Source organism: Streptacidiphilus sp. EB103A, assembly GCF_041261405.1.
In the GTDB taxonomy this organism is placed as follows: Bacteria; Actinomycetota; Actinomycetes; order Streptomycetales; family Streptomycetaceae; genus Streptacidiphilus.
On record NZ_JBGCAQ010000003.1, the window covers coordinates 54,222 to 81,151 of the forward strand.

Sequence of the window (26,930 nt, forward strand, 5' to 3'; positions counted from 1 at the left end):
GCGCATCGCGGGCGGGCCCGGCCGGCCGCTCGGGGTCAGCCCAGGGTGATGGTGGCGGGCCTGTGCACCCCCTGCCGGGGCAGGGTGACGGACAGGGTGTGGGTGGTGCTGTCGAAGTGGTAGTCGTCGGGGGACAGCCGGACACCGTCGGCCCTGACGCTGCCCGGTGCGGTGACGCCGACCAGCGAGACGGTCCACTGCCGTGACTGCACCTGGCCGGGGAACGATCCGGATGTCGGGCTGATGGTCACCGTGCGCGTGGATCCGCTCTCCTGGTACCGGATCGTGGTCGTGGCGCCGTGGCCGGGTGCGGTGGTGCTGCCGTTGTCCTCGTAGAGGGTGTACGAGCCGGAGGCGCCCGCGGCGACGGTGAGGGTGACCTTCGTCAGCGGGGCCTGGTCGTTGCTGGTGACATTGTCGGTGCGGGTGGGGACGATCGCACCGGCCCTGACGAAGACGGGCATGGTGTCCAGGCCGGTGGTGACGGACTGGGTGCTGCCGCCGGTGTAGGCCTGTCCGGTGAAGTAGTCGGTCCACTGGCCGGGCGGGAACCACACCGGGGTCGTGGCCGTGGTGCCGGGCGTGGTGACCGGTGCGACCAGCAGGTCGGGACCGTAGAAGTACTCGCTGCCGGCCGTGGCGTAGGCCTGGGGCTCGTCGGGGTACTCCAGGTAGGTCGGGCGGGTCACCGGGACGCCGGTGGCGTTGGCCTGCTGGGCGAGCGAGTAGGTGTACGGCACCAGCTTCTCGCGCAGGTTGAGGAACGTGTCGGCCGAGGCACGGGCGGCGGAACCGTACTGCCAGGGCAGCCGGTCGCTGTGGTTGCTGTGCAGCCGGTCGATCGGCTGGAAGGTGCCGAGCTGGACCCAGCGGGCGTACATGTCGTCGGGGAGTTTGTGGGTGGTGAGGGTCTGCCCTCCGGAGGTGTAGGTCTCCGAACCGGTCAGCCCGGTGGTGTCGTTGTGGCCGCCGATGTCGTGGCTGATCGCCGACATGCCGGTGGCGGCCGCCTCGCCGGGGGTGTAGCCGACCTCGGCCTTGATGGTGCCCCAGGTGGAGGAGGTGTCGCCGGTGAAGTGGACGGTGCTGCGCTTGTCGGCCCACGGCCCGGTCGGCAGAGCGGCGTTGCCGCCGGACTGCAGCGAGCCGTAGGCACGGGAGAGGACGAAGCCGCGGCCGATGTTCTTGTCCGCGTCGGTGGCGTACTGCTGGTTGATCCAGGCGTCGGGGGTGACACCGGGTATCGAGGACTGCGAGGCGTCGCAGCACCAGTCGAGCCACCAGAAGTCGTTGCCCTGCTGGTCCATGGTCTGGTGCAGGTCCATGTACGCCTTGAGCTGGTCGGGGTCGCCGAAGTCGAAGGTGTAGCAGACTCCGGCGCCGCTGCTGGCGGCCGGTGCGCAACCGCCCTGGTGCAGTTTGCCCTTGGCGGTCGCCTGGGCCTGGGCGAACTGCGGGTCGGAGCTGAGGATGCTCGGGTGGATGTTGAGCGTGTTGTGCAGGCCCTGGGAGGCGGACCAGTCGAAGAACGCCTTCGGGTCGGGGAACTTGGCCGGGTCGATCTCCCAACCGCTCCAGGTGTTGGGGGACTTGAAGTCGGTGTCGGTCACCAGGACGTCCAACGGCACGCCCTCGGACCGGAAGGCGGGCAGGATCGTGTTCTCGTAGGCGGCGGCGGTGCGGTCGATGTACTCCGAGTACCAGACCCCGTAGGCCCATTCGGGGAGCAGCTCGGGCGGGCCGGTCAGGGTGGCCAGGTCGGTCAGGGCCTGCTGGTAGCCGTGGCCGTAGCCGAAGACATAGCCGTCCTGGTACGGCGTGCCGCTGTGCGCGGAGCGCTGGGTGACCTGGTGGGTGCTGGTGTCGTAGAGGGCGGAGGTGGTGTCGTCGAGCAGGTACCAGCCGTCCTTGTACAGCAGGCCGGGCGTGGTCGCGGGGGCGCCGTTGTCGCCGTTGACGCCGTCGAGGCTGCGGCGGTAGCCGCCGAGCGCCAGGTGCGGCTGCGGGGCGGCCGCGCCGGCCGCGGTGACGGCCACCGTGTCGAGGTTGACATGGCAGCTGGTGGCGTCGGGGCAGCCGATGGTGACGTCGTCGGCGCCGGCCTTGAGCGCGATCGGCACCGAGGCGGTCTGCCAGCTGTCCCAGCCGCCGGTGACCGGCAGCGACAGGGTCTGTGACGTGCCGCCGGAGGAGACGGTGGCGCTGCGGGTCTGGTTGAGACCGTCACCACCGGTGCTGTTGGCGTAGCGCACCTGCAGCGCGTAGCTGCCGTCGGCCGGTACCCCGACCAGATGGGCCGACACGCTCGACCCCTGGTTGAGCTCCGCGACGAACCCGCTGCCGGCGTAGCCGGCGTGGTCGGTGGCCACGACGGCCGAGCCGGCGATACGGGCGGCCTCCGCCTCGCAGCTCACGCCGAACCGGCAGTCCGTGATCGCGGTCGTGGAGACCGGCGGATAGGCGCCTCCCGGGTCCACCAGGGCGACGCTGTCGACGTTGACATTGCCGGAGTCGGTGGCGGTCCTGGCCAGCGTGACCGTGTGGTGACCCGCGCTGAGCTGCACCGCGGTGGTCACCACGCTCCAGGAGTCCCAGTTCGCGGTGGTCGGCAGACTCAGCGTCCGGCTCGCGCCGCCGTCCACCGACAGGGTCAGCGTGCGCGTGGTGGCCTGGCCGTCGCCACCGACGGAGTTGGCGTAGCGGGTGTCGAACTGGTAGGTCCCGGACGCGGCGACGTCGACGTCTGCCGACAGCGAGTTGCCCGTCCCCTGGAAACCGGCCAGGAAGCCGGAACCGGTGTAGCCGGAGTGGTCCGTGGCGGTGCCGAGCCCGCGGTACGACAGGCGCTCGGCCTCGCACAGGGCGCCGAGGGTGCAGGTCAGCCGCTGCCACGGGGTGGCGCTGACCGGCGCCCCGCCGGCCGACAGCTGCACGGTGAGGTTCTGCGCGCTGAACGGTCCCGAACCCACCTGGTACCGCAGGGTGAGCGCGCTGGTGCTGACGGTCAGCCAGCCGTTGGACGTGCTCGTGGTGTAGGCGGTCGGCGCGAACGCGGTGCGGCCGATCGCATTGAAGGTCGCACTGTCGGTGAACGTCCCGTCCCCCGCGTACTCGGTACGGATCACGGTGGGTGACAGCACCTGGAAGCGCGCGTCACCGGAGGTCACCGACGCGATCCGGGGGCTCGCGCTCGCTCCCGTCCGCGCCGCCGGTCCGGCGCCGACCGTCGTCATGGCCGCCAGGCCGACGACGAGTCCGACGACAGCGGCACGCTGTCGCGGTAAGCGCATCGCTCGCCAAGCTGATCTTCTGCTCACGGCAGACTCCGTCCTGCGGCAGGCGCAGCGGCCGCCTGCCGCACTCATTCCATCGTTGGAATCTATGTACGTGACATGACATCACGCCCTCCGGCCGGTGTCCATGTCCAGCGCCAGGTCGCTGCTCGTCCCTGATGGAGCGGCGGAGAGCGCGGTAGGGCACGCCGTCGTTCGCCTGCTCAGGTTTCCAACGTTGTTATCCGTCTCCCCGCCACTCGGCGCGACGAGCAGCCCTGGATGACCGCGGGGACAGGGGAGATAATGGTCGGGCGACACCTCCGTACTACCGCGTATCGGTCGTCCGGCCAGTACCTGGCCCGCCGGTGGTCGCGGCACTCCGGAGTGCCGGGAGGTTCGATATGCGCAAGATCGCCGATTGCCGCGACTATCCGAGCGTGAGCGGATGCACCCTGACCATCTCGGGTGAGGAGGACGAGGTCGTCCGCGCCGCCACCGAGCACGCCATCTCGGTGCACGAGCACACGGACTCCCCTGAGCTGCGCGAGCAGATCCGCGCCATGCTCAAGAACGAGGAGGTTCCGCAGCACGCCTGAAGCCGCAACCCCTGCGCCCCGCGCCGTACCGAGCAGTCCGTACGGCCCGGGGCGTCCTGCGCAGGTGGCCACGCGTGGTGGCGAGGACGCGGAACTACGCGCCGCACGGGATGACACGGCAGGCCGGTGCTGCGAACAGTGGTCCCCCGGGCGACCCTTCGCGAACAGGAGAGCAGATCATGACTTCATCAGCACCCTCCTTCACCGTGGTCCTGGTCCACGGTGCCTTCGCCGACGCCTCCAGCTGGGCCGAGGTCATCGCGCGGCTTCGCCGGGCGGGCGTGGCCGCGGCGGCGCCGAGCAACCCGCTGAGGGGACTCACCGCTGACGGGGAGTACCTCGCCGGCGTGGTGTCCCAGATCGACGGTCCCGTCCTCCTGGTGGGGCACTCCTACGGAGGCCCCGTCATCACCTATGCCTCCTCCAAGGCCGACAACGTGAAGGGCCTGGTGTTCGTGGCCTCGTTCGGCGTCGACAAGGGCATGTCGACGCTCGGGTCGAACGCGGAGTTCGCCCCCGCCGAGCTGGATTCCTCCCTGCTGCCGAAGACCTTCCCGCTGGGCGACGCGACGGGGACGGAGTTCTACATCCAGCCCGACCACTTCCACTCGGTCTTCTGTGCGGACCTGCCCGCGGACCGGGCCGCCACCATGGGCGCGAGCCAGCGGCCGGCCACCGACACCGCCTTCGGGGAGCCGCTCGCGGTGGAGCCCGGCTGGAGGAGCCTCCCCAGCTGGTTCGTGATCGCCGGGGCCGACCACGCCATCAACCCGGACGCCGAGCGGGCCGCGGCTCAGCGGATCGGGGCGACCGCGACGGTGGTTGAAGGCGGTTCCCACGCCATCGCCCTCTCGCGGCCGGACGAGGTGACGCAGGTGATCCTCACGGCCCTGCAGACGCTGGCAGCCTAATCACACGGCGTGGTCAGCGGCGCGGAAGCAGCCGTGGAGATGGTCGTTGACCACGCCCACGTTCTGCATGAACGCGTACACGCTCGTCGGACCGACGAAACGGTATCCCTGCGCCTTGAGCTGCCTGGCGAACTCCTCCGCCTCCGGCGTGGACACAGGCAGCTCGGCGTAGCTCCGGGGAGCCCGCTTGCGGTTCGACTCGTAGGACTTCGCGAGCACCAGCAGGCTCGGCGACGCGGACAGCGTGGTGCGGGCGTTGCTGATGGTGGCCTCGATCTTGCCGCGGTTGCGGATGATCGAGGCGTCGTCCACCAGCCGGTCGACATCGTCGTCCGTCATCGCCGCGACCGCGGCGGCGTCGAAACCGCGGAACGCGGTCCGGAAGGCGTCCCGCTTGTTGAACACGACCTTCCAGCTGAGCCCGGCCTGGAAGACGCCGAGGGTGAGCGCCTCGAACATCGCCGACTCGGCATGGGTGCGGGTGCCCCACACCTCGTCGTGGTACCGGCTCAGCGCGGTGTCCTCGGCGCCGGCCCACGCGCAGCGCGGCTCCCCGTCGTATCCGATGATCACGTCGCTGCTCATCCGGCCCTCCAGCCGTCTGCACTGACTGCGTCAGGCCTTGCCCAGCAACTCCCGTACGTGCTGGACGATCTCCTCGTTGGTGTAGGCGTGGCCGCCGATGCCCCAGCCGCCCGGAACCGCCTCGTTCAGGGCGACCCAGGTCCGCTCGGCCAGGGAGGGGTCGCCGGCGGCCGATGCGACCAGTTCCGAGATCTCCTTGACCAGGCCGAGCTGCTGCTCCCGGTCGAGCGCGCCGGCATTGGTGGTGACGCTGACCCGTACGTGGTCGGTGCTGCCGCCGGCGGTGGAGAAGCCGTCCGCGTCGAGTTCGTGGACGAAGGCGGCCGTGTTGTCCGAGAAGAACGGGATGGCCGGAACCTTCTCCCAGCGCATGATCGCCTGGGCGAGCTCCTGGGCCAGGGACTTGCGGTCCTTGATCAGACCCTTGGCGGCGTACACATCGATCATGGGCATGGATTCGACCCTCGCTCTGAGATGGTTCGGCAGAATTTGCACTGCTTGTCCAGTATTCCTTCGACGGGCGACCCGGCAATCCCGTGGCGCGCGTAGTCCGCGCGGGCGGCGAGGCGGTGCGCCGAGCATGGACTACGGGCTTCACGGGATGCCGCCCACAAGCACGCGAAGCACAGTCGGAGGGAACGGAAGGAGCCCACCATGGCCAGTGACACCGGACTGGACGTGCACGTCCATGTCGCCCCGATGCGGCCGGTCCCCAACCCGCTTGTCGAAGCAACCGGGATCAAGCCCATGTGGTCGCCGTGCAGCAGCACCCTCGTCACCGGCGAGACCGAAGCCCTCCTGGTCGACACGCTCATCACCTACGACCAGGTCGACGCCCTCGCCGACTGGATCAGGGGGTTCGACAAGCGCCTCGTCGGCGTGCTGCTCACCCACGGCCACTCCGACCACACGATCGGCCTCAGCCGGCTGCGCGAGCACTTCCCCGGCCTCTGCGGACTCGCCACCAAGCACGTCCTGGAGCGGGTGCAGTTCGAGGCGGCCAACCTCGGCTCCTACTGGCAGGGCGTCTTCGGCGACCAGGTCCCCGGCGACCCGGCACTGCCGGAGCTGCTCGACGCGGACTCGATCAGCCTCGACGGCCACCAGCTGCGCGTCGTCGACATCGGCCAGGGCGACATCGAGCACTCCACGATCCTGCACGTGCCGCAGATCGACGCCGTCGTGGCCGGCGACGTGTGCTACAACCAGGTCCACATGATGACCGCCTACACGGACGACGCGGCGCGGGAGGCCTGGATCGCGAACCTGGACGCGATCGCCGCCCTGAACCCGAGCATCGTCGTGTCGGGGCACAAGCGCGTCGACGCGCCGGACTCACCCGACACGATCGAGCAGAGCAAGCAGTACCTGCGGGACTTCTCCCGGGTGGTCTCCGAGCAGGACACGGTGGAGGGAATCGTCGCCGAGATGCTGAGGCTGCACGGGGACCGGGACAACCCGTACACCCTGCTGCTCTCCGCCACCCGGATCGTGGCACAGCGCAAGGGCCGCTAGATGCGACACTGAGGCACTGGCGGGCTCCGACCCGCAGGGCAGGGCGTTCTTCGGCACGAGGATGACGCGCGTGGATGAGCTGTTCGGGCGTAGCGACGAATGCACCGAGCTGCGTGCGGTGCTCGACCGCGCTCGACGCGGCATGGCGGCGGCGGTGGTGCTGCGCGGCGGTCCGGGTTCCGGCAAGACCGCGCTGCTGGACTACGTCCACCACGCCGCCGACCCGGAGTTCGAGGTGATGCGGTTCGACGCCGTCGAATCGGAGGCGGAGCTCAGCTACGCCGCTCTGCACCAACTGCTGCTGCCTCACCTCGAACGCCTTTCCAAGATCCCCGAACTGCAGCGCAAGGTCCTCAGTCAGGTCTTCGGCATGGAACCGTCGAACGCGCCCCCGGACCGCTTCCTGGTCGCCCTGGCCACGCTCGCCCTGGTCGGCACGCGCAGTGACCCGCGGCCGCTGCTGGTCATGGTCGACGACGCCCACTGGATCGACCGGGAATCCGCCGAGGTCCTGGTATTCGCGGCGCGCCGGCTGTACGCGGACTCCGCCGCGATGGTGTTCGCCGCCCGCGAGACGGGCGACCGGGCCGACCAGCTCGCCGACCTGCCCACGCTCGACGTGGACAGCCTCGCCGCCGAATCGGCCACCGGGTTACTGGAATCCGCCGTGGGAACGGCGGTCCACCGGGACGTCAGCGCGCGCATCGTCGCGGGCACCGGCGGCAACCCGCTGGCCCTCATCGAGGTGGCCCGGGAACTGCGACCCGAGCAGCTCACCGGCGAGGTCCCGCTCCCCGACCCGATCCCGGTCGGCCGCGCGCTGGAGCGCGGCTACCTGCGCGAGGCGATGGCGCTGCCTACCCGGACCCGCACGCTGCTGCTGACCGCCGCGGCCGATCCCACCAACAGTCCCATCCTGTTGTGGCGGACCGGATCCGAGCTCGGCTTCGACGCCGGCGACGTCGCCGCCGCCGAGGACCGCCGTCTCCTGGTCGTCGGCGACAGGATCAAGTTCCGCCACCCGCTGATCCGATCGGCCCTCTACTACGGCGCCACGCTCACCGCCCGGGTCGACGTCCATGCCGCACTGGCCGCCGCCACCGGAGAGCTCGGCGACATGGACCAGCGCGCCTGGCACCTGGCCGCAGCCGCGACCGGGCCCGACGAGACGGTGGCCGCGGAACTCGAACGCGCCGCGGCGCGGACCCGGGACCGCGGCGGATGGACCAGCGCGTCCAGCCTGCTCGCCCGGGCGGCGACACTGACCCCCGAACCTCCGAACCGCGCCCGACGCCTGCTGCAGGCGGCAGCGGCCAGCGTCGTGGCCGGATCCTCCGGTCCCGCCCAGACACTGCTGGACGAGGCCACCGAGCTGAGCGACGACCCCGGTCACCGTGGGATGGCCCTGCGGGTCCAGGCCCGGGTGCACCGACTGGCCGGGGCACCGGGGGAGGCGACCGCCGACCTGCTGGCGGCCGCACGGACGCTGGGGCCCGTCGACATGCGCCTGGCCCGCGACGTCCTGGTCGAAGCACTCGTCCAGGCGACGATCAGCGCATGCCTCGCCCCCCGGGGCGCGACCGGCCTCGATGTGGCCGAGGCGGTCCGGTCGCTCCCGCTGCCCCCGGAACTTCCGGTTCGTGCGGGCGACTTGATGCTCGAAGCGGACACCGCGCTGCACCTCGAAGGCCTGGCCCGGGCCACCCCGCTGTTCCAGGAGGCGATCGCGGCCGCAGCCGCCGAGCAGGCGACGGCTCCGGAGTTCTTCCAGACCCTGGCCGCCGCCTGTTTCCACTCGGTCATGATCGGCGACGACGTCACCCTCCATGAACTCGCGCGCCGCATGGAACAGGAGGCCGCCCGGCAGGGCTCGGTGATCCCGATGGCCCTCGCGCTCAGCTACAGCGCGCTGTCCGAGCTCATCGCGGGGAATCTGGCGGAGTCCGAGCGCTACTTCGACCAGCGTGCCGCCCTGGAGGAGGCCCGCGGCGGCGAACTCCACCTCGGGAGCATGCTCATCGCCGCCTGGCGCGGGCAGGCCGAGGCGACCGCCCCGCTGCTGGAATCGGTCGCGGAGCAGGCGGCCCGAACAGGCCAGGGATACCAACTGGTCTATCGCGACTACGCGCGCTGCGTGCTCGCCCTGAGCCAGGGACGCTACCGGGACGCCCTGGTGAGCCTTGCTCCCCGGATGGGAGAGAGCTGCCAGATCAAGTTCGCGATCGTGGATCTGGTCGAAGCGGCCGTTCGCTGCGGGGAGGACCAGCGGGCGGCGGAACTGTGCGAGCTGCTGGCCGGCCTCGCGGAACGGAACCCACTGCCGAGCCTGCGCGGGGACCTCGCCCGCGCGCAGGCGCTGACCTGCGACCGGGCGGAGCAGGCGGAGCGGCTCTTCCTGACGGCCATCGAGCATCACGAGAACACCCGCGGTCCGGGCCACCGCGCCCGTAGCCACCAGCTCTACGGGGAGTGGCTGCGACGGGAGAAGCGCACCAAGGAGGCCCGCCTGCACCTGCGGACCGCCTACGACCTCTTCGACGTCATGGGTGCCGACGGTTACGCCGCCCGCACCGCGGAGGAGTTGTCGGCCGCCGGAGCCCCTGTTCGGCCGAGGGAGACCCGGCGGCGGGGCGACGAACTGACGGCCCAGGAGGCCCGCGTCGCCCGTCTGGCAGCCGGGGGCGCCACCAATGCCGAGATCGCAGGGCAGCTGTACCTCAGCACTCACACCGTCGACTACCACCTGCGCAAGGTCTTCCGGAAGCTCGACGTCCACTCCCGGCGCGCCCTGCGCGAGCGCTACGGCAGCTGAGCCGCTCCCTCTTCATGCCCCGGCGGGCAGTTCGACGGCGGGCAGTTCGACGGCGGGCAGTTCGACGGCGGGCAGTTCGACAATGATGCGGATCCCGCCGGCGGGGCGCGGGGTGAGGGTGAGGGTTCCGTCGTGCGCCTGGGTGATGGTCTTGACGATGGCCAGGCCGAGGCCGACGCCCGCGTGGTCGGCGCGGAGGCGCTCGCTGCCGCGCTGGAACGGTTCGGTGAGTGTCGAGACCAGCTGTGGGGTGAGCTGCTCGCCGGTGTTCTCCACGGTGAGCACCGCAGTCCCGGGCCGGACGCCGGTGTTCACCCACACGATGCCCTGGTCCGGCAGATTGTGGACGATCGCGTTGTGCACGAGGTTCGTGGTCAACTGCAGCAGCAGCGCCTGCGATCCGACCGCGGGGGTGATGTCGCCGCTGGTCTCGACGGTGACGCCACGCTTTTCCGCGAGGGGGAGGAGCGTCTCCGTGGCTTCTTCCGCCAGGAGGGACAGGTCGACGTGTTCCGGGGTGAAGGACCGCTGCTCGGCGCGGCTGAGCAGGAGCAGCGCCTCGGTGAGGTCGATCGCCCGGGTGTTGACGGTGCGGAGGCGGTCGATGATTTCGCCGGTGTCCTGGGTCGGATCGGTGCGGGCCACGTCGAGCAGTGCCTGCGAGATCGCCAGCGGGGTGCGCAGCTCGTGCGAGGCGTTGGCCGCAAATCTCTGCTGTTCGGCGACGTGCGCTTCGAGCCGCGCCAGCATGGCGTCGAAGGCGTCGGCGAGTTCGCGGAACTCGTCCCTGCGGCCCGGCAGCCGGATCCGGTGGGAGAGCGATCGGGTCGTGGCCAGGCGGGTGGCGTCGGTGATGCGGGTCAGCGGGGCGAGCATCCTGCCTGCCAGGATCCACCCTCCCACCAGGCCGAAGACCAGCAGGAACGCGAACACTGCGGCCGCCCTCGGAGCGAAGACGTGCAGGAGCTTGGACCGGACCGGAAAAACCCCGGTGGTGAGGCTGTCGGTGACCTTGGGGTCGATGAGAATCGCGCGGTCGGGGACGTAACGCAGCAGGAACAGCCACACCGCTGCGAGCAGCAGGACGCCGGCGACCATGAGGAATCCCGTGTAGCTGAGGGTGAGTCTGAGGCGAACGCTCAATCCGGGTGCTCTATCCACGGTCCCCTCCCTCGTGTCCCTCGTGTCCGGTCTCCGGTTGCGTGTCGATGCGGTAGCCGACGCCCGGCACGGTGGCGATGATCCAGGGTTCGCCGAGGCGTTTGCGCAGTGCCGAGACGGTGATGCGGACGGCGTTGGTGAAGGGGTCGGCGTTCTCGTCCCACGCGCGCTCCAGGAGTTCCTCGGCGCTGACGACATCGCCTTCGGCGGCGACCAGGACTTCGAGCACGGCGAACTGCTTCCGGGTGAGCGCGACGTAGCGGCCGTGCCGGTAGACCTCTCTGCGGAACGGATCCAGACGCAGGCCGGCGATCTCCCGCACCGGCGGCCTGTTGTACGCACGCCTGCGGTCGAGCGCTCTGAGCCTGAGCACGAGCTCCCGGAGCTCGAACGGCTTGGTGAGGTAGTCGTCGGCGCCGAGCCCGAACCCGGATGCCTTGTCGTCCAGCCGGTCGGCTGCGGTGAGCATCAGGATCGGCATGCCGCTGCCCGAGCTGACGATGCGTCCAGCGATCTCGTCACCGGACGGTCCGGGGACGTCACGGTCGAGCACGGCGATGTCGTAGGCGTTGATGTCCAGCAGTTCCAGAGCGGTGTGGCCGTCACCTGCGATGTCGGCCGCGATCGCCTCCAGGTGCAGGCCGTCGCGGATGGCTTCCGCCAGAAAGGGTTCGTCCTCGACGATCAGCACACGCATGCACCCGATGCTACGAGCCGGCGCATATCGTCGGCGTATCGAAAATCCGATATGCGCCGACAACACCGCGCCGCGTTGGCTGACGCCATGCACGACAACGCCACGCCATCAGCGCCGACGACGAGCCGCATCCGCCGGGCGATACGTGCCGGCTCCCGGCCGGGGCCCTGGAAGCGCGGTCCGGTGCTCGCGGCGCTGGCGCTGCTGCTCGGGCTGGTCCTGCTGCTGCACGCGAGGATTCCGAACGGGGGGACCGGGAACCTCGGCAGCCTGGTGGAGACCTTCCTGCCGTGGTTCGGCCTGTTCGTCCCGGTGCTGCTGGCCGGGGCGCTGTGGCGCCGCTCCGCCTCCGCGACGGTCGCGCTGCTGCTGCCGGTCGCGGTGTGGCTGAACCTCTTCGGCGGGCTGCTCGGCGACAGGTCCCACCCGGGCGGCGACCTCACCGTGGTCGAGCAGAACGTCAACGCCGGCAACCCCGACCCGGCCCGCACCGCCCGCGACCTGGCCGGCTCCGGGGCGGACCTGCTGGCCCTGGTGGAGCTGACCCCGCAGGCCACGGGCACGTACGAGCAGGGCCTGGCGAAGGCGTACCCGTACCACACGGTGCAGGGCACGGTCGGGCTCTGGAGCAGGCTGCCGCTGTCGGACACCCGGCCGATCGACATCGTGGACTACGGGTCGCTGGCGGCCACCAAGCCGGTCGCCACGGAGCCGGCCTCGAACCGGGCGCTGCGCACCACGGTGGCCACGGACCACGGGCCGCTGACGGTCTATGTGGCCCACCTGGGGTCCGTACGGGTGATGCCCAGGGGAGGCTTCTGGACGGCCTCGCGGGACATCGGCGCGCAGGCGCTCGGCAGGGCCGTCGCCGCCGATCCGAGCCAGCGGGTGGTGCTGCTCGGCGACCTGAACGGGACCATGGACGACCGTGCGTTCGCCGTCCTCACCTCGCAATTGCGCTCGGTCCAGGCCGTGGCCGGGGACGGCTTCGGCTTCAGCTGGCCGGCGGATTTCCCGGTGGCGCGGATCGACCAGATCCTGGTCCGCGGCGTCCGGCCGGAGAGCTCCTGGGTGCTGTCGGCCACCGGCAGCGACCACCTGCCGGTGGCGGCCGGCATCAGCTGGTGACCCATCACCTGGTTGAGCCGGACCAAAGCGGTAGCGGCGGGAACCGGCTGGGGCGGCTGCGCGTGATAGCGGAGACTGCTGTCCGACGAGGGGAAATCATGCGGCGTGCCGTTGTTCTGACGTTCTGTTCGGGTCTGCTGATCGCCACTGCGGCGTGCGCCAAGCCCACGCCGCAGAACCCGGCGGCGCCGCAGACGCCGCTCGTCGCCGCCACATCCCTGTCCCCCTCCACGAGTACGAGTACGAGCCCGAGCGGCGGCAGCACAGCACCCTCCTCCTGCCCGGACGGCGAGCAGCAGCAGGCCCAGGGCGGGGCTTCACCTGCGGCCGGCAGCAGCACCTCGGACGACGTCACGCGGGCGCAGGCACTCGCCCAGGCCGTCGGCAACGAGGAGTTCAACGCCACCTACGCCGACATCTTCGGCACCGTGATCGACGGCTACCTGCCAGGGCGGACAGCGCTCTGCGTCACCGACGTGGCGCGCGGGAGACTGCTCGCGCAAGCAGCCAAGCGCGCCAGCCCGGCCATCGACCTCAACCGGCTCGACATCTTCCCCTGCCGCTACTCCGAGAGCACGCTCCAGACGGCCGTCCGCAGGCTCATGGCCCAGAACGGCCCGACGATCGCCGGTTTTCCCGTCTACCAGATCGGCCCCGCCACGAACCACTCCGGCATCCACCTGGAGACCAGCCAGGCAGGCACCACCTCACCCACCCTCCGCCACTACCTCGCCTCGCAACTGGGCGGCATCGCCTTCACCGTCACCAAGGGCGAGCAGGCGAGCGGCTGACAGGACGGACCAAGCCGAAGGCGGCCTGTCCGTCGTCACTCGTAGTGGTAGCGGCACTGCGCGATGAGTACGGAGTCCTCAGTGACCTTGTAGATCAGTCGGTGCTCGTCGCTGATGCGGCGCGACCAGTAAGGTGATCTTCACCCGTCGGTCGCCAGCTCACGCACCGCGCCTCCGCCGTTCTCCAACTCGTCGATGGAAGCGAGCAGTCGGCGGGCGTTCGCGGGGTTTCGCAGGAGGTGGGCCGTCTCTTTGAGGGACTCGTAGTCCGCCAGGGAGACTATGACGACGGGATCGTTTCCGGCTCGGGTGATGACGACCTCTTCGCGGTCGTCAATCACGGAGTTGAGAACCTCGGCATACCGCGCGCGTGACTCGGAATACGTCATTATCTTCATGGCTGCCCCTTCCTCGACATACAAAGAGCCGTACGTCGATTTCAGCAGAGTGACCGCGATGGTTCATGCTGAGTGCTGATCAGTTGGCGTAGGGATTCCTGAGGGTCATCGGGGTGCGCGCGATGTCCAGGGCGGGCCGGGGGAAGCGGGGGCCTGCCGTGTAGTAACGGGCACGGGTCCGGCCGACCGGTTCGAGGATCTGCGCGGTGACGAGGTCGCGCAGGTCGCGTTGTGCCTGCTGCAGGCTCAGGCCTTCGGCGCGCTCGTAGCGTGAGCGGCGGACGCGGCCGGCCATGGCCACGTCGTGCAGGGCGGTCACTGCACGCTCGTCCAGGCGGTTGTTCTCAGCGAAGTAGGCCAGTGATTCCCATACCCGTCCGGAGCGGTCGAGTCGGCCTTGGACGGTCTGGGCCTGCTGGTGGTAGGCGGTCAGGTTGAAGCGGATCCAGCTGGAGACGTCCTGGTCGGGGACGTACTCCGGCCCTCGGTCGGCGAGTTCGCGGTAGTACTCCCAGATGTTGCCAGGGCGGCCCAGCCAGGCCTCGATGGAGGAGAACTCCGGTGCCAGGACGCCTTCGCGGGCGATCATGAGCGTCTGCAGCGAACGCGATATCCGGCCGTTCCCGTCCGCCCAGGGGTGGATGGAGACGAGGTGCAGGTGTGCCATGGCGGCTCGCACCAGTAGGTGGGTCCCGTCGTCGGCGTTGAGCCAGTCGACGAGTTCCTGCACCAGTGCGGGAACGCCTTCGGCGTCCGGGGCGGTGTAGGCCGCGATGCTGGGGTCGCGCGCGTCGGTGACGTAGACCGGGCCGCGACGCCACTGCCCTGCCGGTTTGCGCACCGTGTGACGGTGGCCCTGCAGTATCCAGTGCAGTGCGTTGAGCAGGCCCTTGCTGTAGTTGAAGTCTCCGGCGTCGTGGAGGGTCTGGATGTACGTCATCATCCGCTGGTAGGCAAGGGTCTCCTCGCGGTTCTCCTCCGAGACCTCGACGTCGCGCTCGCCGTCCATCAGATCTTCGACGTCGACCGTGGACACCTTGAACCCCTCGATGGAGTTCGAGGCCGCGACGGCATCCGCGGTCAGGAACTTCCGCAGCCCGGCAGTCCATTTTGACGGCGCTGTGCGCACCTGGAGCCGCAACGCCTCCCGCATGTGGTCGACCTCGCCGAGTACGTGTTCATCGACGGGGCTGAGGGCGGGGGTCGGGTAGAGCATTCAAGAATAATATGTTGACACAGTCATTGCGTCAAGACTCCAGGGACCTCTGCGACCACCGTCACTGCAGTTCAGACTGACGTGCCCCCATCGGGTTCGTCCCTGGGCGCGGTCCGCAGTGCCCAGTCGGCTCGCGAGGATGGGTGTGGATCCAATCGGCTCTGGCAAAAGTTTTGTTAGACTGGTGTCATGGATGACAGTGCACTCACCCCCGAGCAGGACCCGACCGTGTCCGTGTCGGTCTCTTTCCACGCCAGTGTCATCACCTCGGTTCGCGACCGCGTGGGCAAGCGCGGGGTATCCCCGTACGTCGAGGCTGCCGTGCGCCGGCAGATAGAGCGCGACAATCTCCAGGCGATGATCCAGGCCAACGAGGAGATCCACGGGCCGCTCACATCGCAGGAGATCCAGGCGGCTCGCGAGGAGATCTACAGGGCGACGGCGCGCGGCGAGGTCGCGTGAGCGGGACCTGGGCGCTCGACAGCGAAGCCCTCTCGCTCTACCTGCGTGCCGATCGGAAGATGACCGCGCGCCTGGCGGTGGCCCTCCAGGACGACGTCCGGGTCGTGATCGCCGCGGCCACCATCGTTGAGGCCGACTACGCTGCGGTGCATCCCGCGCGGCTGGACTGGACCCTGTCCCGGCTGGCAGTCGTCCCGCTCGGCCAGGATCTGGCCAGGGCTGCGTCGAATGTGTTGAAGAGTGCTGGGCGGCACGGGCACAAGTACGCCATCGACGCCATGGTGGTCGCCACGGCCCTTGCCGCAGCCGACAAGCCGGTAACCGTTCTGACCTCGGACGTGGACGACATCTCCACTCTGCTCGGCGATCGACTCGACCGATCTGGCGCGGAGCGAACAGGCAGTTCTTCGAAGGTCAAGATCCTGCCGGTCTGACGGCCGCGCAGGTGTTGGTTCAGGCCGCCGTCCGTCATGGCAGTGGACTGCCAGGGTCGGCTGTGGCGTTCTGACGTACGGAGACGCCCCGGGTCCCAGGCAGGCCGCGGGGAGCGAGTTCGTTGCGGGTGCGAAAGCGCGGGCCCCTACTCTCAGTAACGGAGAGTAGGGGCCCAGAAGCGCGACTTCCCAGGTCAGACACTCCTTGGCCTGCGCGAGCGTCAAGCCGTAGGGCGATGTTTCCGCAGGTCAAACGCGGTGCCTAGATGTCGAAGTAGAGCTCGAACTCGTGCGGGTGCGGGCGCAGCGAGACCGGGAGGATCTCGTTGGTGCGCTTGTAGTCGATCCAGGTCTCGATCAGGTCGGGGGTGAAGACGCCGCCGGCGAGGAGGTAGTCGTGGTCGGCTTCGAGGGCCGTGAGGACGGCGGGGAGGGTGGCGGGGACCTGGGGGACCGAGGCGTGCTCGTCGGGGGCGAGCTCGTAGAGGTCCTTGTCGACCGGCTCCAGCGGCTCGACCTTGTTCTTGATGCCGTCCAGGCCCGCCATCAGCATCGCCGAGAAGGCGAGGTACGGGTTGGAGGACGGGTCGGGCGCGCGGAACTCGATGCGCTTGGCCTTGGCGTTGGCGCCGGTGATCGGGATGCGGATCGCCGCGGAGCGGTTGCGCTGCGAGTAGACCAGGTTGACCGGGGCCTCGAAGCCGGGGACCAGGCGGTGGTAGGAGTTCACCGTCGGGTTGGTGAAGGCCAGCAGCGACGGGGCGTGCTTGAGCAGGCCGCCGATGTAGTAGCGGGCCATGTCGGAGAGGCCGGCGTAGCCCTGCTCGTCGTAGAACAGCGGGGAGCCGTCGCTCCACAGCGACTGGTGGCAGTGCATGCCGGAGCCGTTGTCGCCGAAGATCGGCTTGGGCATGAAGGTCGCGGTCTTGCCGTTCCGCCAGGCGACGTTCTTGATGATGTACTTGAACAGCATCAGGTCGTCGGCCGCGGCCAGCAGGGTGTTGAACTTGTAGTTGATCTCGGCCTGTCCGGCCGTGCCGACCTCGTGGTGCTGCCGCTCGACGGTCAGCCCGGAGGCCTCCAGCTCCAGCGACATCTCGGCGCGCAGGTCGGCGAAGTGGTCCACCGGCGGGGCCGGGAAGTAGCCGCCCTTGTAGCGGACCTTGTAGCCGCGGTTGCCGCCCTCCTCGACGCGACCGGTGTTCCAGGCGCCGGCCACGGAGTCGATCTCGTAGAAGGACCTGTTCTGCTTGGTCTCGAAGCGGACGTCGTCGAAGACGTAGAACTCCGCCTCGGGGCCGAAGTAGGCGGTGTCGGCGATGCCGGAGGACGCGAGGTAGGCCTCGGCCTTCTTGGCCACGTTGCGCGGGTCGCGGCTGTACTGCTCGCCGGTGATCGGGTCGTGGATGAAGAAGTTGATGTTGAGGGTGGTGTCCTTGCGGAAGGCGTCCAGCCGAGCCGTGCCCAGGTCCGGGATCAGGGCCATGTCGGACTCGTGGATCGCCTGGAAGCCGCGGATCGACGAGCCGTCGAACATCAGTGTCTCGGCGGGATCGAACGACCCGGCCGGAACGGTGAAGTGCTGCATCACGCCCGGAAGATCACAGAACCTGACGTCGATGAACTTGACGTCGTTCTCCGAGATGTAGCGGGACACCTCGTCGGCGTTGTTGAACATCCATCCTCCTCGGGCCCGGCAGTCGCCAGGGTTGCAGCTCGGTTGGCGTCACAGCCGGCCCCGCCGGTCCCGCCGGCGGTACCGGTGTGGCCACGATAGGAACAGGCCGTTTCTCGCTTGTGACCCGTATGTTTCGTAGATGTTAACCGCAGCAGGTCAACGAGCGGAAAACCCTTGTGGTTCCTGGGCTTACCCGGTGTGGCGCTTCGATCGGGGGTTCACTCGTTGGAGAGTGGACTAGACCACTTGGGAGGCATGTGCGGAAACCGGCACCCGGGCGCAATCGGGTCGACGTCGGGCGGATACTGTGGCGTTGTGGACGACAGCAGAAAAGTCATCGGATCGTGGATCGAGGGCCCTCAGGTCGGCGGCTCGCCGGTGGACGCCGCGGGGGAGTACCGCGGCCGGCGGTTGGGGCTGCCCGAGCAGGGCACGGGCTCGCTCGCCTCGACCGGGCGCCGCCTCGCCGCGGTCGTCATCGACTGGTGGCTGTGCGCGCTCATCTCCTACGGGCTCGTCGCGCACGGCAACACGGTGCTCGCCAACTACTGGGCGATGTTCGTGTTCTTTGTGATGAGCCTGCTCACCGTCGGCACGATCGGCAGCAGCCCCGGCAAGCGGCTGCTCGGCCTGCGCGTGGTCAGGGTGGACGGCGGCAGGGCCTCGCTGGGCCAGGTGGCGCTGCGCACCTTCCTGCTGCTGCTGGTGATCCCCGCGGTGGTCTGGGACCGCGACGGCCGGGGGATGCACGACCGGGCCGTCGGCACCGTAGAGGTCCGGATGTAGTCCCTGGCCTTTAGATGATGGCGGCCCCGGCAGCGCCCCTCGGAGTGAGGAGGTGCGGCCGGGGCCGTTCTGCATCTGGTGGTCTGTGTCCGGTGGTTCTCGTCGTGGTCGGCGGACCGCTCCGGGACGGGACGGTCAGCGCGGACGGCCGCCCTTGGGCATCCGCGCGCCCTTGGGCAGCGGGCCCTTGGGGATCGGCGCGTTGGTCATCAGGTCGCCCATGGCCCGCAGCCGGTCGTTGATCTGGGTGACCTGGGACGCGGGGAGCGTCCGGGACATCCGGGTCAGGTGCAGCTGGAGCTTCTTCAGCGGGATCTGGCCCTCGTCGTCGCCGACGATGATGTCGATCACCGGGACGTCGCCGACGACCCGGCTCATCCTGCGCTTCTCGGCGGCCATCATCGGGCGCAGCCGGTTGACGTTGCCCTCGCCCACCAGCACGATGCCGGGGCGGCCCACCGCGCGGTGCACGGCGTCCTGCTGGCGCGTGGCCGCGACCACCGGGGTGACCGTCCAGCCGCGCTTGATGTTGTTCAGGACGGCGGCGGCCGCACCGGGCTGCCCGTCCATCTGCCCGAAGGCGGCCTTCTCGGCCCTGCGGCCGAAGACCACGACAGCGGCCAGCAGCCCCGCGAAGAGGCCCAGCACGCCCAGATAGATCGGGTGTCCGATCAACAGGCCGATAACCAGGAGCACCGCGAAGGTGCCGAGCCCGATACCGGCGATGATGAGACCGATCTTCGGGTCGACCCGCTTGGTCATGGTGTACGCCAGACGGATCTGCTTCAGCCGTCCGGGGTTTTCGTCGGTGGTTTCCTGCCTCGCCATGCGGCCATCGTACGGTGCGACTGATCCGGTTACCCAAGCCCGGGGGTCGGAAACCGTATCGGGTTGATCTCGTTGCGGCAGTTGGCGGGGCGTCAGCGGGCCGAGTGGACCAGCACCCGGCGGACGTCCTCGCGGTCCTGGGCGTAGCGGCGGTTCTCGCAGACCGCGTCCCAGGCGTTCCGCCGGGCTGTCTGCTGCCCGCCACGGAGCAGGACGGACTCCGCCATCCGCAGGGCGCCTCCGAGCAGGCCGCCGCTCAGACTCGTACTGATGTGGCCGGTGACGGGCTGCCCCGCACCGGGTCGTACGGGTTTCGTCGACTGCATCCTGAACCACTCCCCTCGTGGTCGTGCTGTCCGGATCAAGCGCTTCGGGGTGGCGCCGCGATCGTGTTGCGCTGTCGCTGCGACTACCACCCCCATCGTCACCACACCGTGTTACCGCGCGGTGACCCCCGGGTCAAACATGCATGAAACCCTCTGGCGGGTTTCGGGCGTTCTGTTCAGACGGTGGCCCCGCGACGTTCAAGGGCCTGGCGGTACAGCCGTCCGGCGCGGTAGGAGGACCGGACCAGCGGGCCCGACATGACGCCGGCGAAGCCGATCTCCTCGGCCTCCTGCTGCAGCTCCACGAACTCCTGCGGCTTGACCCAGCGCTCCACGGGGTGGTGCCTGGGGGAGGGGCGCAGGTACTGGGTGATGGTGATCAGCTCGCAGCCGGCCTCGTGCAGGTCCCGCAGGGCCTCGCTGACCTCCTCGCGGGTCTCGCCCATGCCCAGGATCAGATTGGACTTGGTGACCAGGCCGACCGCGCGGGCCTCGGTGATGACCTTGAGCGAGCGCTCGTAGCGGAAGCCGGGGCGGATCCGCTTGAAGATCCGGGGCACCGTCTCGACGTTGTGCGCCAGCACCTGCGGGCGGGACGAGAAGACCTCGGCCAGCTGCTCGGGAACGGCGTTGAAGTCGGGGATCAGCAGCTCGACCCCGGTCGTCCCGGTGGGCCGGTCGGCGGTCACCGCGTGGATCTGGCGCACCGTCTCGGCGTACAGCCAGGCGCCGCCGTCCTCCAGGTCGTCGCGGGCGACGCCGGTGATGGTGGCGTAGTTGAGGTCCATGGTGAGCACGGACTCGGCGACGCGGCGCGGCTCGTCACGGTCGAAGTCGGCCGGCTTGCCGGTGTCGATCTGGCAGAAGTCGCAGCGCCTGGTGCACTGGTCGCCGCCGATGAGGAAGGTCGCCTCGCGGTCCTCCCAGCACTCGAAGATGTTGGGACAGCCGGCCTCCTGACAGACCGTGTGCAGCCCCTCCTTCTTCACCAGCGACTGGAGAGCCGTGTACTCGGGCCCCATCTTCGCCCGGGTCTTGATCCACTCCGGCTTCCGCTCGATCGGGGTCTCGCTGTTGCGGACCTCCAGACGCAGCATCTTCCGACCGTCGGGTGCGACAGCGGACACGTAGCGGCTCCCTAGATGTTGATGTGGTGCAAGCTCTGACTGCCAGGCGGTCCCCCCAGGGTACGCCTGCGATTCCATGGGTCGGTCGGCCCCCTGGGCAACCTTCAGACGTCAACAGCGGCGGACGGCAGCTGATTCCCGTCCGCCCGACTCGCACTCGCCTGATTCCCGCCCGACGCTGCCGCTTCGCCGAGGACCTCGGCCAGATGCCGCCGCACCGCGGGCAGCGCCTCGGCGACGGTGACGTCCCGGCCCAGCTCGGTGCTGAGCGAGCCCACCCCGGCGTCGCGGATGCCGCAGGGGATGATCTGGTCGAACCAGGCCATGTCCGGGTCGCAGTTCAGGGCGAAGCCGTGCATGGTCACCCCCCGGGCGACGCGGACGCCGATGGCGGTCAGCTTGCGGTCGTCGCCGCGCTGACCGGCGTTGGACGCGGCGTACTCGGGACCCGCCAGTCGCGGGTCCAGGCCGAGCTTGGCGCCCATCCGCAGGGTCAGCGCGCCGATGTTCACCACCTTGTCCTGGTCGACCACCGCGCCGGGCAGTTCCTCGCCCAGCACCCAGACGCCGCTGCGGCCCTCGATCCTGGTGGTCGCCACGCCGAAGTCGGCGCAGGCCCGGATCAGGGCCTCCTCCAGGCGGCGCACATAGGCGACCACGTCCATCGGCTCGGGCAGCTTCACGATCGGGTAGCCGATCAGCTGGCCCGGGCCGTGCCAGGTGATCTCGCCGCCCCGGGTCACCTCGACGACCGGGGTGCCGTCCAGCGGGTAGTCCTCGCGGCGGGTGCGGCGGCCCGCGGTGTAGACGGGCTGGTGCTCCAGCAGCAGGACGGTGTCCGGGATCTCGTCGGCGACCCGCAGGGCGTGCAGCCGCTGCTGCTCGGCCAGGGCCTCCTCGTACGGGACCGCCCGCTCGCCGATGCCCAGGTGTACAAAGCGCAGACCGTCGCCCACCGCAGCCGCCCCTCTTCCGTCCGTCTTCTGCTCCTGGCCACTCTACGACTGTCGGCTTCCGTCGATGGGATGACAGATATTGAAATCTGTCATCCCCTTGTGCATAGTTGTCATCAGCAGGTTGAAGACCCCGAAAGGACAGACCCTCATGGACCTCCGTCAGCTCGGCAGCTCCGGCCCCCGCGTCTCCGCCATCGGCCTGGGCGCCATGGGCATGTCCGGCATGTACGGTCCCGCCGACGAGACCGAGTCGATCGCCACCATCCATGCAGCCATGGACGCCGGCGTCACGCTCATCGACACCGGCGACTTCTACGGCATGGGCCACAACGAACTGCTGATCCGCGACGCCCTGCGCAGCAGCGGCCGCGGCCGCGACGAGGTGCAGATCAGCGTGAAGTTCGGCGCTCTGCGCGACGCCGACGGCGGCTGGCTGGGCAACGACGCCCGCCCGCAGGCCGTCAAGAACTTCCTCGCCTACTCGCTGGGCCGGCTGGGCACCGACCACGTCGACATCTACCGCCCGGCCCGGCTGGACCCCGACGTCCCGATCGAGGAGACCGTCGGCGCCATCGCCGAGCAGATCCAGGCCGGGCACGTCCGCCACATCGGGCTGTCCGAGGTCGGCGCCGAGACCCTGCGCCGCGCCCACGCCGTGCACCCGATCGCCGACCTGCAGATCGAGTACTCGCTGATCTCCCGCGGCATCGAGGCCGAGATCCTGCCCACCGCCCGCGAGCTGGGCATCGGCATCACCGCCTACGGCGTGCTCTCCCGCGGCCTGATCAGCGGCCACTGGCGCGCCGACCGGGCCACGGCCCCGGGCGACTTCCGCGGCATCAGCCCCCGCTTCGCGGCCGGCAACGTGGAGACCAACCTGCGGCTGGTCGAGGCCCTGCGAGCGGTAGCCGAGGCCAAGGGCGCCACGGTCGCCCAGACCGCCATCGCCTGGGTGCTGGCCCAGGGCGAGTCCATCGTGCCGCTGGTCGGCGCCCGCCGCCGGGAGCGGCTCAGCGAGGCGCTGGGCGCGCTCGACCTCAAGCTGGCGGCCGACGACCTGGCCGCGATCGAGGCCGCGGTCCCGGCCGGTGCCGCCGTGGGCGACCGGTACATTGCTGCCCAGATGGCACACCTGGACAGCGAGAAGTAGGGCCGACGATCAGCGATGGCGGAAACAGCGCTCACCAGCGAGCAGATCGTCGAGGCGGCGGAGGACGTGCTGCGCCGCTTCGGGCCCGCCAAGGCCACGGTGGTGGATGTGGCCCGGGTCCTCGGGGTGAGCCATGGCACGGTCTACCGCCACTTCCCCAGCAAGGCGGCGCTGCGCGCGGCGGTGACCCGGCGCTGGCTGGACCGCGCCCATGCGGCGCTGCCCGCGATCGCCACCGGGTCCCAGTCCCCCGACCGCCGGCTCCGGCTCTGGCTGGAGGCGCTGTACCGGGCCAAGAAGACCAAGGCCCTGGACGACCCGGAGCTGTTCGCCACCTACTCGGTGCTGGCCGTGGAGAGCAGCGGCGTGCTCGACGAGCACATCAGGGCGCTGGAGGCGCAGCTCGCCGTGATCATCGCGGAGGGCCAGGACGACGGGATCTTCGCCCGCGACGGCGACCCGCTGACCCTGGCTCAGATCGTGTTCCAGGCCACGGGCCGGTTCCACGACCCGGTCTACGCAGCCGTCTGGTCCGCCCCGACCGCGGACCGCGACTTCGCCGCTCTGGTCGGCCTGCTGCTGCGGGGGCTCGCGGCCCGCTGACAGGCAGCTGACGCCGCCTCAGCAGCGGGGGCGGGGTGACGTTGTCACGGCCGTTGCCCTTGTCGCCTCAACGAGGGGCTCTTGTCACTCGATCGGACGAACGTGAAGACGTATTCGGCCATACGGGTCAAATGCTCGCTACATTCACGCCGTTCCCGTAGGGAGCTCGCGGGGCGTTCCGGGGAGCGCACCCCGGTGCCGCCGAGAGCCCCCGGAAGGTGAGTGCCCTATGCCCCAACGGCCAGTAACCGAGCGGCCGTCGACCGAGCCGCGTCCGGACCGCAACGCGGTCCAGGACCACCCTCGGTCGGTCGACCACCGGATCAGCCCGCCCCGGGCTTTGGAGCCACCCATGAGCCCTGGTCCGTCCCGTCCCGTCCCGCACCAGGCGTCGCCGCCGGAGGCCCGCTCCCAGGCCGACCGGTCGCAGAACGCGCGGCTGGCCGCGCTGATCGAGGAGGCCGGCTTCTCCCACGCCGGGCTGGCCCGCAGGGTCGACCAGCTCGGTCTGGAGCACGGTCTGGACCTGCGCTACGACAAGACCTCGGTCACCCGCTGGCTGCGCGGCCAGCAGCCGCGCGGCGCCACCCCCGCCCTGATCGCCGAGGTGTTCACCCGCCGCCTCGGCCGCCGGCTGAGCGCCCAGGACCTGGGTCTGGACGCCTGCGCGCCGGTGTACGCGGGGCTGGAGTTCGCCGAGACCCCGGCCGAGGCCGTGGACATCGTCAGCAGCATGTGGCGCAAGGACACCGGCGCCCACTCCGAGCTGCGACGGATCGCCTTCACACCGGCGGGCCTGGTCGTCCCCAGCCGGGACTGGCTGATCGGCCGCACCGACGACCGGGTCGCCCGGGAGACCCCGCAGGAGCTGGGCATCGCCGCACCGCCACTGAGGCCGGGGCTGCGCCCCGGACTCCCGGGCATCCCCGCGCAGACCCGCCGCCCGCTCACCCCCGGAGCGCTGGGGGTCGGCGCCGCGGGCGCGGGCGGGATCGGTCACGGCGAGGCGCTGCCCGCCACGGCGCCGTCGGCCCACGTGCCGCGCGGCCTGCAGCGCGTCGGCCGCGGGGACGTCGCCGCGGTTCGCGCCGTCGGCGACCTGTTCCGCTCGCTGGACAACGCCTACGGCGGCGGCCACGCCAGGCAGGCGCTGATCCGCTACCTGGAGAGCGAGGCCGAGCCCATGCTGCGGGGCCGCTACAGCGAGCCGATCGGCCGTTCGCTGTTCGGCGCCGTCGCCGACCTCACCCGGCTGGCCGGGTGGACCTCCTACGACATCGGCGCGCACGGCCTGGCCCAGCGCTACTTCGTGCAGTCGCTGCGGCTCGCCCAGGCGGCCAACGACCGGCTCTACGGCGCGTACATCCTGGTCACCATGAGCCGCCAGGCGGTGTACCTCGGCCACGGCCGGGAGGCCGTACAGCTGGCCAGGGTGGCCCAGCAGGGCATCGGCAGCGCGGCGCCCAGCCCGGTCCAGGCCCTGATGCACGCCGCGGAGGCGCGGGGGCACGGGGTGATCGGCGACGCCAGGTCCTGCACCACCTCGCTGGTCAGGGCCGAGCGTGCGCTGCAGACCGCGCGCCCCGGCGACGACCTGCCGCCCTGGGCGCGGTTCTTCGACGAGGCCCAGCTCGCCGACGAGTTCGGCCACTGCTACCGCGATCTGCAGCAGTGGCGCCCGTGCGCACAGCACGCGGAGCGGTCGCTCCGGCTGCGGGGGGTGGGCTACGCCCGCAGCAGGGTCTTCTGCCGCATCGTGCTGGCCACGGCGAGGCTGGGCATGGGCGAGGTCGACGAGGCCTGCACAGGCGCCACGGAGGCGCTTCGCGGGGCCGCGGAGATGCGGTCGCTCCGGGCGGTCGAGTATGTCCGCGAGTTCAGCCGGAGGCTCGGGCCTTATCGGGGGACCACAGCCGTCCGCAGCTTCGAGGAGGCGGCGCATGCGGCAGGCGTGATCTGACCGGTGGGTGCATGGTTGGCAGCGCAGTTCCTCGCGCCCCTGAGGTCTTGCAACTGGCTCAGTTGCAATTGCTAGGGGCGCGGGGAACTGCGCTGCCAACCATGCACAGCCCGCACCCTATGCAGCCTGCTCAGCCCCGGCAGCGAAGGGCACTCCCAAGTCGCGCAGCACCGCCGTGGCCGCCCGCCGCCCTGAGGCGAGGGCGCCCTGCACCGTGCTGGTGTCGCGGTGGTCGCCGCACACGTAGAGCCCGTGGAGCACCCGCACCGGGCGCCTGAAGTGGTGCGGCGGCACCATCGCGGGGAGGGCGTCCGGGACGTGTCGGACCGTCAGGAACTCCCAGCCGGACGGGTCCACCCCGTACAGCCGGCCCAGGCGCCGCCGGACCTGCGGCTCCAGCGCCGCCGGGCCGTCAGGCCCGAAGTGCGGACGGCCGAGCACCGTGGAGGAGATCAGCGCGCCGCCGCCGGGGGCGTAGGAGCGGTCCACCTCGCTGAGCACCAGGGTGTGGGCCACCAGCGAACTGCCCCGGTCCGCGTCCAGCAGCAACTGCGGCGCGGCCAGCGGGGAGTCCGCGGCGACGTGGTAATAGGTCGTCACCGGGTGGTGCCCGGGCTGGTGCAGCCCGGGGAGCAGCTCGCCGGCCGAGCGGGAGTCCGCCGCCACCACCACGGCCCGGCAGGGCACCCGGCCGTGCCGTTCGGTGTCGACGCCGTCCGCCGAGACCGATGTCACCCGGACGCCCAGCCGGACCGTCCCGGCCGACAGCGCCTCGGCGAGCTGGGCGGGGACGGCGCCGATGCCCCCGGCCGGGAGGCTCAGCCCGCCGCGGGCGTAGCCGCGCAGCACCAGGTCCGCGACCCTGCTGCTACTGGCCAGGTGCGGGTCGCTGAGCAGCGCGGCCAGTAGCGGGCGCAGGAAGCCGTCGACGGTCCTGGCGGGGATCCCGCGCAGCGCCAGCGCCTCGGCGGCGGTCCGCTCGGGACGGCCCAGCAGCTGTTCGGTGGGGGTCGCGGCGAGCCGGGTGAGGGCCGCACCGAGCCGGGCCTTGTCCCAGGGGGCGCCGATGGGGGCGCGGACGGAGGTGAGCGCGCCGCGGGCACGGGGGGCCGTCCCGATCCGGTGCCGCCGTCCCCGCTGATGCACCAGCACCTCCGGGCTGAGCGGACGCAGTTCGAGTCGCTGCAGGTCGAGGCTGCGGTCGAGTTCCGGGAACGAGGGGTTGAGCAGGTGCGAACCGTGGTCGAGCCGGAAGCCGTCGTGGTGGTCACCTGCAGTCCGGCCGCCGGTGCGGGTCGTGGACTCCAGGACGGTCACTGTCAGCCCGGCGGTGGTGAGCTGTCGCGCGGCGGCCAGCCCGGCGAGTCCGGCTCCCACCACGACCACGTCGACCGGACGGGACATTCTGTGCAGCAGAGGCGTTGCGGGCACGGTGCGGCTCCCTCCGTGTGCCTCGGTCGGCCGACGCCGATCGGTCCCCGCTTCATGCCCCGTCACGGTGCTGATCAGACCGTTGGTTTCGGCTGTGGTGAACG

The 26,930-nt window shown here is 70.4% G+C and carries 24 protein-coding genes and 2 pseudogenes; 12 read left to right on the forward strand and 14 right to left on the reverse strand.

Annotated elements, in window-relative coordinates; genetic code table 11:
• Positions 1–35: 35 nt before the first annotated feature.
• The gene (locus tag ABH941_RS05425) at positions 36–3,233 is read right to left on the reverse strand and encodes a TIM-barrel domain-containing protein (RefSeq protein ID WP_370127747.1); all 3,198 of its coding nucleotides are present in this window, start codon (positions 3,231–3,233) and stop codon (positions 36–38) included.
• Positions 3,234–3,676: 443 nt separating this feature from the next.
• Between ABH941_RS05425 and ABH941_RS05430 the strand changes: the two genes are divergently transcribed.
• Together ABH941_RS05430 and ABH941_RS05435 are read left to right on the forward strand one after the other, a co-directional pair.
• Complete coding sequence (locus ABH941_RS05430; RefSeq protein ID WP_134010157.1) at positions 3,677–3,871, forward strand: DUF1059 domain-containing protein; 195 nt, start codon at positions 3,677–3,679, stop codon at positions 3,869–3,871.
• A 179-nt stretch (positions 3,872–4,050) separates the two neighbouring features.
• Complete coding sequence (locus ABH941_RS05435; RefSeq protein ID WP_370127430.1) at positions 4,051–4,782, forward strand: alpha/beta fold hydrolase; 732 nt, start codon at positions 4,051–4,053, stop codon at positions 4,780–4,782.
• Here the strand turns inward: ABH941_RS05435 and ABH941_RS05440 are convergent, their stop codons facing one another.
• Complete coding sequence (locus tag ABH941_RS05440) at positions 4,783–5,367, reverse strand: DNA-3-methyladenine glycosylase I (RefSeq protein WP_370127431.1); 585 nt, start codon at positions 5,365–5,367, stop codon at positions 4,783–4,785.
• A 30-nt stretch (positions 5,368–5,397) separates the two neighbouring features.
• A complete protein-coding gene (locus tag ABH941_RS05445) occupies positions 5,398–5,820 on the reverse strand; it encodes a 4-oxalocrotonate tautomerase family protein (protein WP_370127432.1) in 423 nt (140 codons plus the stop codon).
• Between the two features lie 294 nt (positions 5,821–6,114).
• Here ABH941_RS05445 and ABH941_RS05450 point away from each other — a divergent pair.
• Positions 6,115–6,621, forward strand: a pseudogene (locus ABH941_RS05450) (MBL fold metallo-hydrolase); the annotation flags it as partial.
• 331 nt (positions 6,622–6,952) lie between these two features.
• Positions 6,953–9,694 (forward strand): AAA family ATPase, encoded by a 2,742-nt coding sequence (locus tag ABH941_RS05455; RefSeq protein ID WP_370127433.1) that lies wholly within the window; start codon positions 6,953–6,955, stop codon positions 9,692–9,694.
• Positions 9,695–9,706: 12 nt separating this feature from the next.
• Here the strand turns inward: ABH941_RS05455 and ABH941_RS05460 are convergent, their stop codons facing one another.
• A complete protein-coding gene (locus ABH941_RS05460; protein ID WP_370127434.1) occupies positions 9,707–10,837 on the reverse strand; it encodes a sensor histidine kinase in 1,131 nt (376 codons plus the stop codon).
• A gap of 10 nt (positions 10,838–10,847) precedes the next feature.
• Entirely contained in the window at positions 10,848–11,552 is a 705-nt protein-coding gene (locus tag ABH941_RS05465; RefSeq protein ID WP_370127435.1) for a response regulator transcription factor, read from the reverse strand.
• Between the two features lie 87 nt (positions 11,553–11,639).
• Between ABH941_RS05465 and ABH941_RS05470 the strand changes: the two genes are divergently transcribed.
• Positions 11,640–12,680, forward strand: a complete 1,041-nt coding sequence (locus ABH941_RS05470) for an endonuclease/exonuclease/phosphatase family protein (RefSeq protein WP_370127436.1) — start codon at positions 11,640–11,642, stop codon at positions 12,678–12,680.
• Between the two features lie 98 nt (positions 12,681–12,778).
• The gene (locus ABH941_RS05475; RefSeq protein ID WP_370127437.1) at positions 12,779–13,471 is read left to right on the forward strand and encodes a hypothetical protein; all 693 of its coding nucleotides are present in this window, start codon (positions 12,779–12,781) and stop codon (positions 13,469–13,471) included.
• A 35-nt stretch (positions 13,472–13,506) separates the two neighbouring features.
• Here ABH941_RS05475 and ABH941_RS05480 read toward each other — a convergent pair.
• The 3 genes and pseudogenes from ABH941_RS05480 to ABH941_RS05490 all read right to left on the reverse strand — a co-directional run.
• Positions 13,507–13,602, reverse strand: a pseudogene (locus tag ABH941_RS05480) (type II toxin-antitoxin system YoeB family toxin); the annotation flags it as partial.
• Positions 13,603–13,611: 9 nt separating this feature from the next.
• Positions 13,612–13,869, reverse strand: coding sequence for a type II toxin-antitoxin system Phd/YefM family antitoxin (locus ABH941_RS05485; protein WP_370127438.1), 258 nt, complete (start codon positions 13,867–13,869; stop codon positions 13,612–13,614).
• 79 nt (positions 13,870–13,948) lie between these two features.
• Entirely contained in the window at positions 13,949–15,085 is a 1,137-nt protein-coding gene (locus ABH941_RS05490) for a Fic family protein (protein WP_370127439.1), read from the reverse strand.
• 189 nt (positions 15,086–15,274) lie between these two features.
• On the opposite strand from ABH941_RS05490, the gene ABH941_RS05495 reads away from it, so the two are divergent.
• Both ABH941_RS05495 and ABH941_RS05500 read left to right on the forward strand, forming a co-directional pair.
• Positions 15,275–15,547 (forward strand): hypothetical protein, encoded by a 273-nt coding sequence (locus ABH941_RS05495; RefSeq protein WP_370127440.1) that lies wholly within the window; start codon positions 15,275–15,277, stop codon positions 15,545–15,547.
• A complete protein-coding gene (locus tag ABH941_RS05500; protein ID WP_370127441.1) occupies positions 15,544–15,981 on the forward strand; it encodes a type II toxin-antitoxin system VapC family toxin in 438 nt (145 codons plus the stop codon). The genes ABH941_RS05495 and ABH941_RS05500 overlap by 4 nt, the downstream gene beginning before the upstream one ends.
• Positions 15,982–16,243: 262 nt before the next feature.
• Here ABH941_RS05500 and glnA read toward each other — a convergent pair whose 3' ends face one another.
• Positions 16,244–17,659 carry a type I glutamate--ammonia ligase gene (glnA, locus tag ABH941_RS05505; protein ID WP_370127442.1) on the reverse strand — a complete coding sequence of 472 codons (1,416 nt, stop codon included), beginning with the start codon at positions 17,657–17,659 and terminating at the stop codon, positions 16,244–16,246.
• A gap of 315 nt (positions 17,660–17,974) precedes the next feature.
• Here glnA and ABH941_RS05510 point away from each other — a divergent pair, with 315 nt between their 5' ends.
• A complete protein-coding gene (locus tag ABH941_RS05510) occupies positions 17,975–18,445 on the forward strand; it encodes an RDD family protein (RefSeq protein WP_370127443.1) in 471 nt (156 codons plus the stop codon).
• 135 nt (positions 18,446–18,580) lie between these two features.
• Here the strand turns inward: ABH941_RS05510 and ABH941_RS05515 are convergent, their stop codons facing one another.
• From ABH941_RS05515 to lipB, 4 genes are all read right to left on the reverse strand, one after another.
• Positions 18,581–19,273 (reverse strand): DUF4191 domain-containing protein, encoded by a 693-nt coding sequence (locus ABH941_RS05515; RefSeq protein WP_134010192.1) that lies wholly within the window; start codon positions 19,271–19,273, stop codon positions 18,581–18,583.
• Positions 19,274–19,365: 92 nt separating this feature from the next.
• Positions 19,366–19,599, reverse strand: coding sequence for a hypothetical protein (locus ABH941_RS05520; protein WP_370127444.1), 234 nt, complete (start codon positions 19,597–19,599; stop codon positions 19,366–19,368).
• Between the two features lie 176 nt (positions 19,600–19,775).
• On the reverse strand, positions 19,776–20,726 hold the full coding sequence (gene lipA, locus ABH941_RS05525) for a lipoyl synthase (protein ID WP_134010196.1): 951 nt from the start codon (positions 20,724–20,726) through the stop codon (positions 19,776–19,778).
• Positions 20,727–20,830: 104 nt separating this feature from the next.
• Complete coding sequence (lipB, locus tag ABH941_RS05530; RefSeq protein WP_370127445.1) at positions 20,831–21,682, reverse strand: lipoyl(octanoyl) transferase LipB; 852 nt, start codon at positions 21,680–21,682, stop codon at positions 20,831–20,833.
• A 148-nt stretch (positions 21,683–21,830) separates the two neighbouring features.
• On the opposite strand from lipB, the gene ABH941_RS05535 reads away from it, so the two are divergent.
• The 3 genes from ABH941_RS05535 to ABH941_RS05545 all read left to right on the forward strand — a co-directional run bounded on the left by ABH941_RS05535 (position 21,831) and on the right by ABH941_RS05545 (position 25,395).
• Complete coding sequence (locus ABH941_RS05535) at positions 21,831–22,832, forward strand: aldo/keto reductase (protein WP_370127446.1); 1,002 nt, start codon at positions 21,831–21,833, stop codon at positions 22,830–22,832.
• A gap of 15 nt (positions 22,833–22,847) precedes the next feature.
• A complete protein-coding gene (locus ABH941_RS05540; RefSeq protein ID WP_370127447.1) occupies positions 22,848–23,435 on the forward strand; it encodes a TetR family transcriptional regulator in 588 nt (195 codons plus the stop codon).
• Positions 23,436–23,787: 352 nt separating this feature from the next.
• Positions 23,788–25,395, forward strand: a complete 1,608-nt coding sequence (locus ABH941_RS05545; protein ID WP_370127448.1) for a regulator — start codon at positions 23,788–23,790, stop codon at positions 25,393–25,395.
• Positions 25,396–25,512: 117 nt separating this feature from the next.
• Here the strand turns inward: ABH941_RS05545 and ABH941_RS05550 are convergent, their stop codons facing one another.
• Positions 25,513–26,799 carry an NAD(P)/FAD-dependent oxidoreductase gene (locus ABH941_RS05550; protein ID WP_370127748.1) on the reverse strand — a complete coding sequence of 429 codons (1,287 nt, stop codon included), beginning with the start codon at positions 26,797–26,799 and terminating at the stop codon, positions 25,513–25,515.
• Positions 26,800–26,930 lie beyond the last annotated feature (131 nt).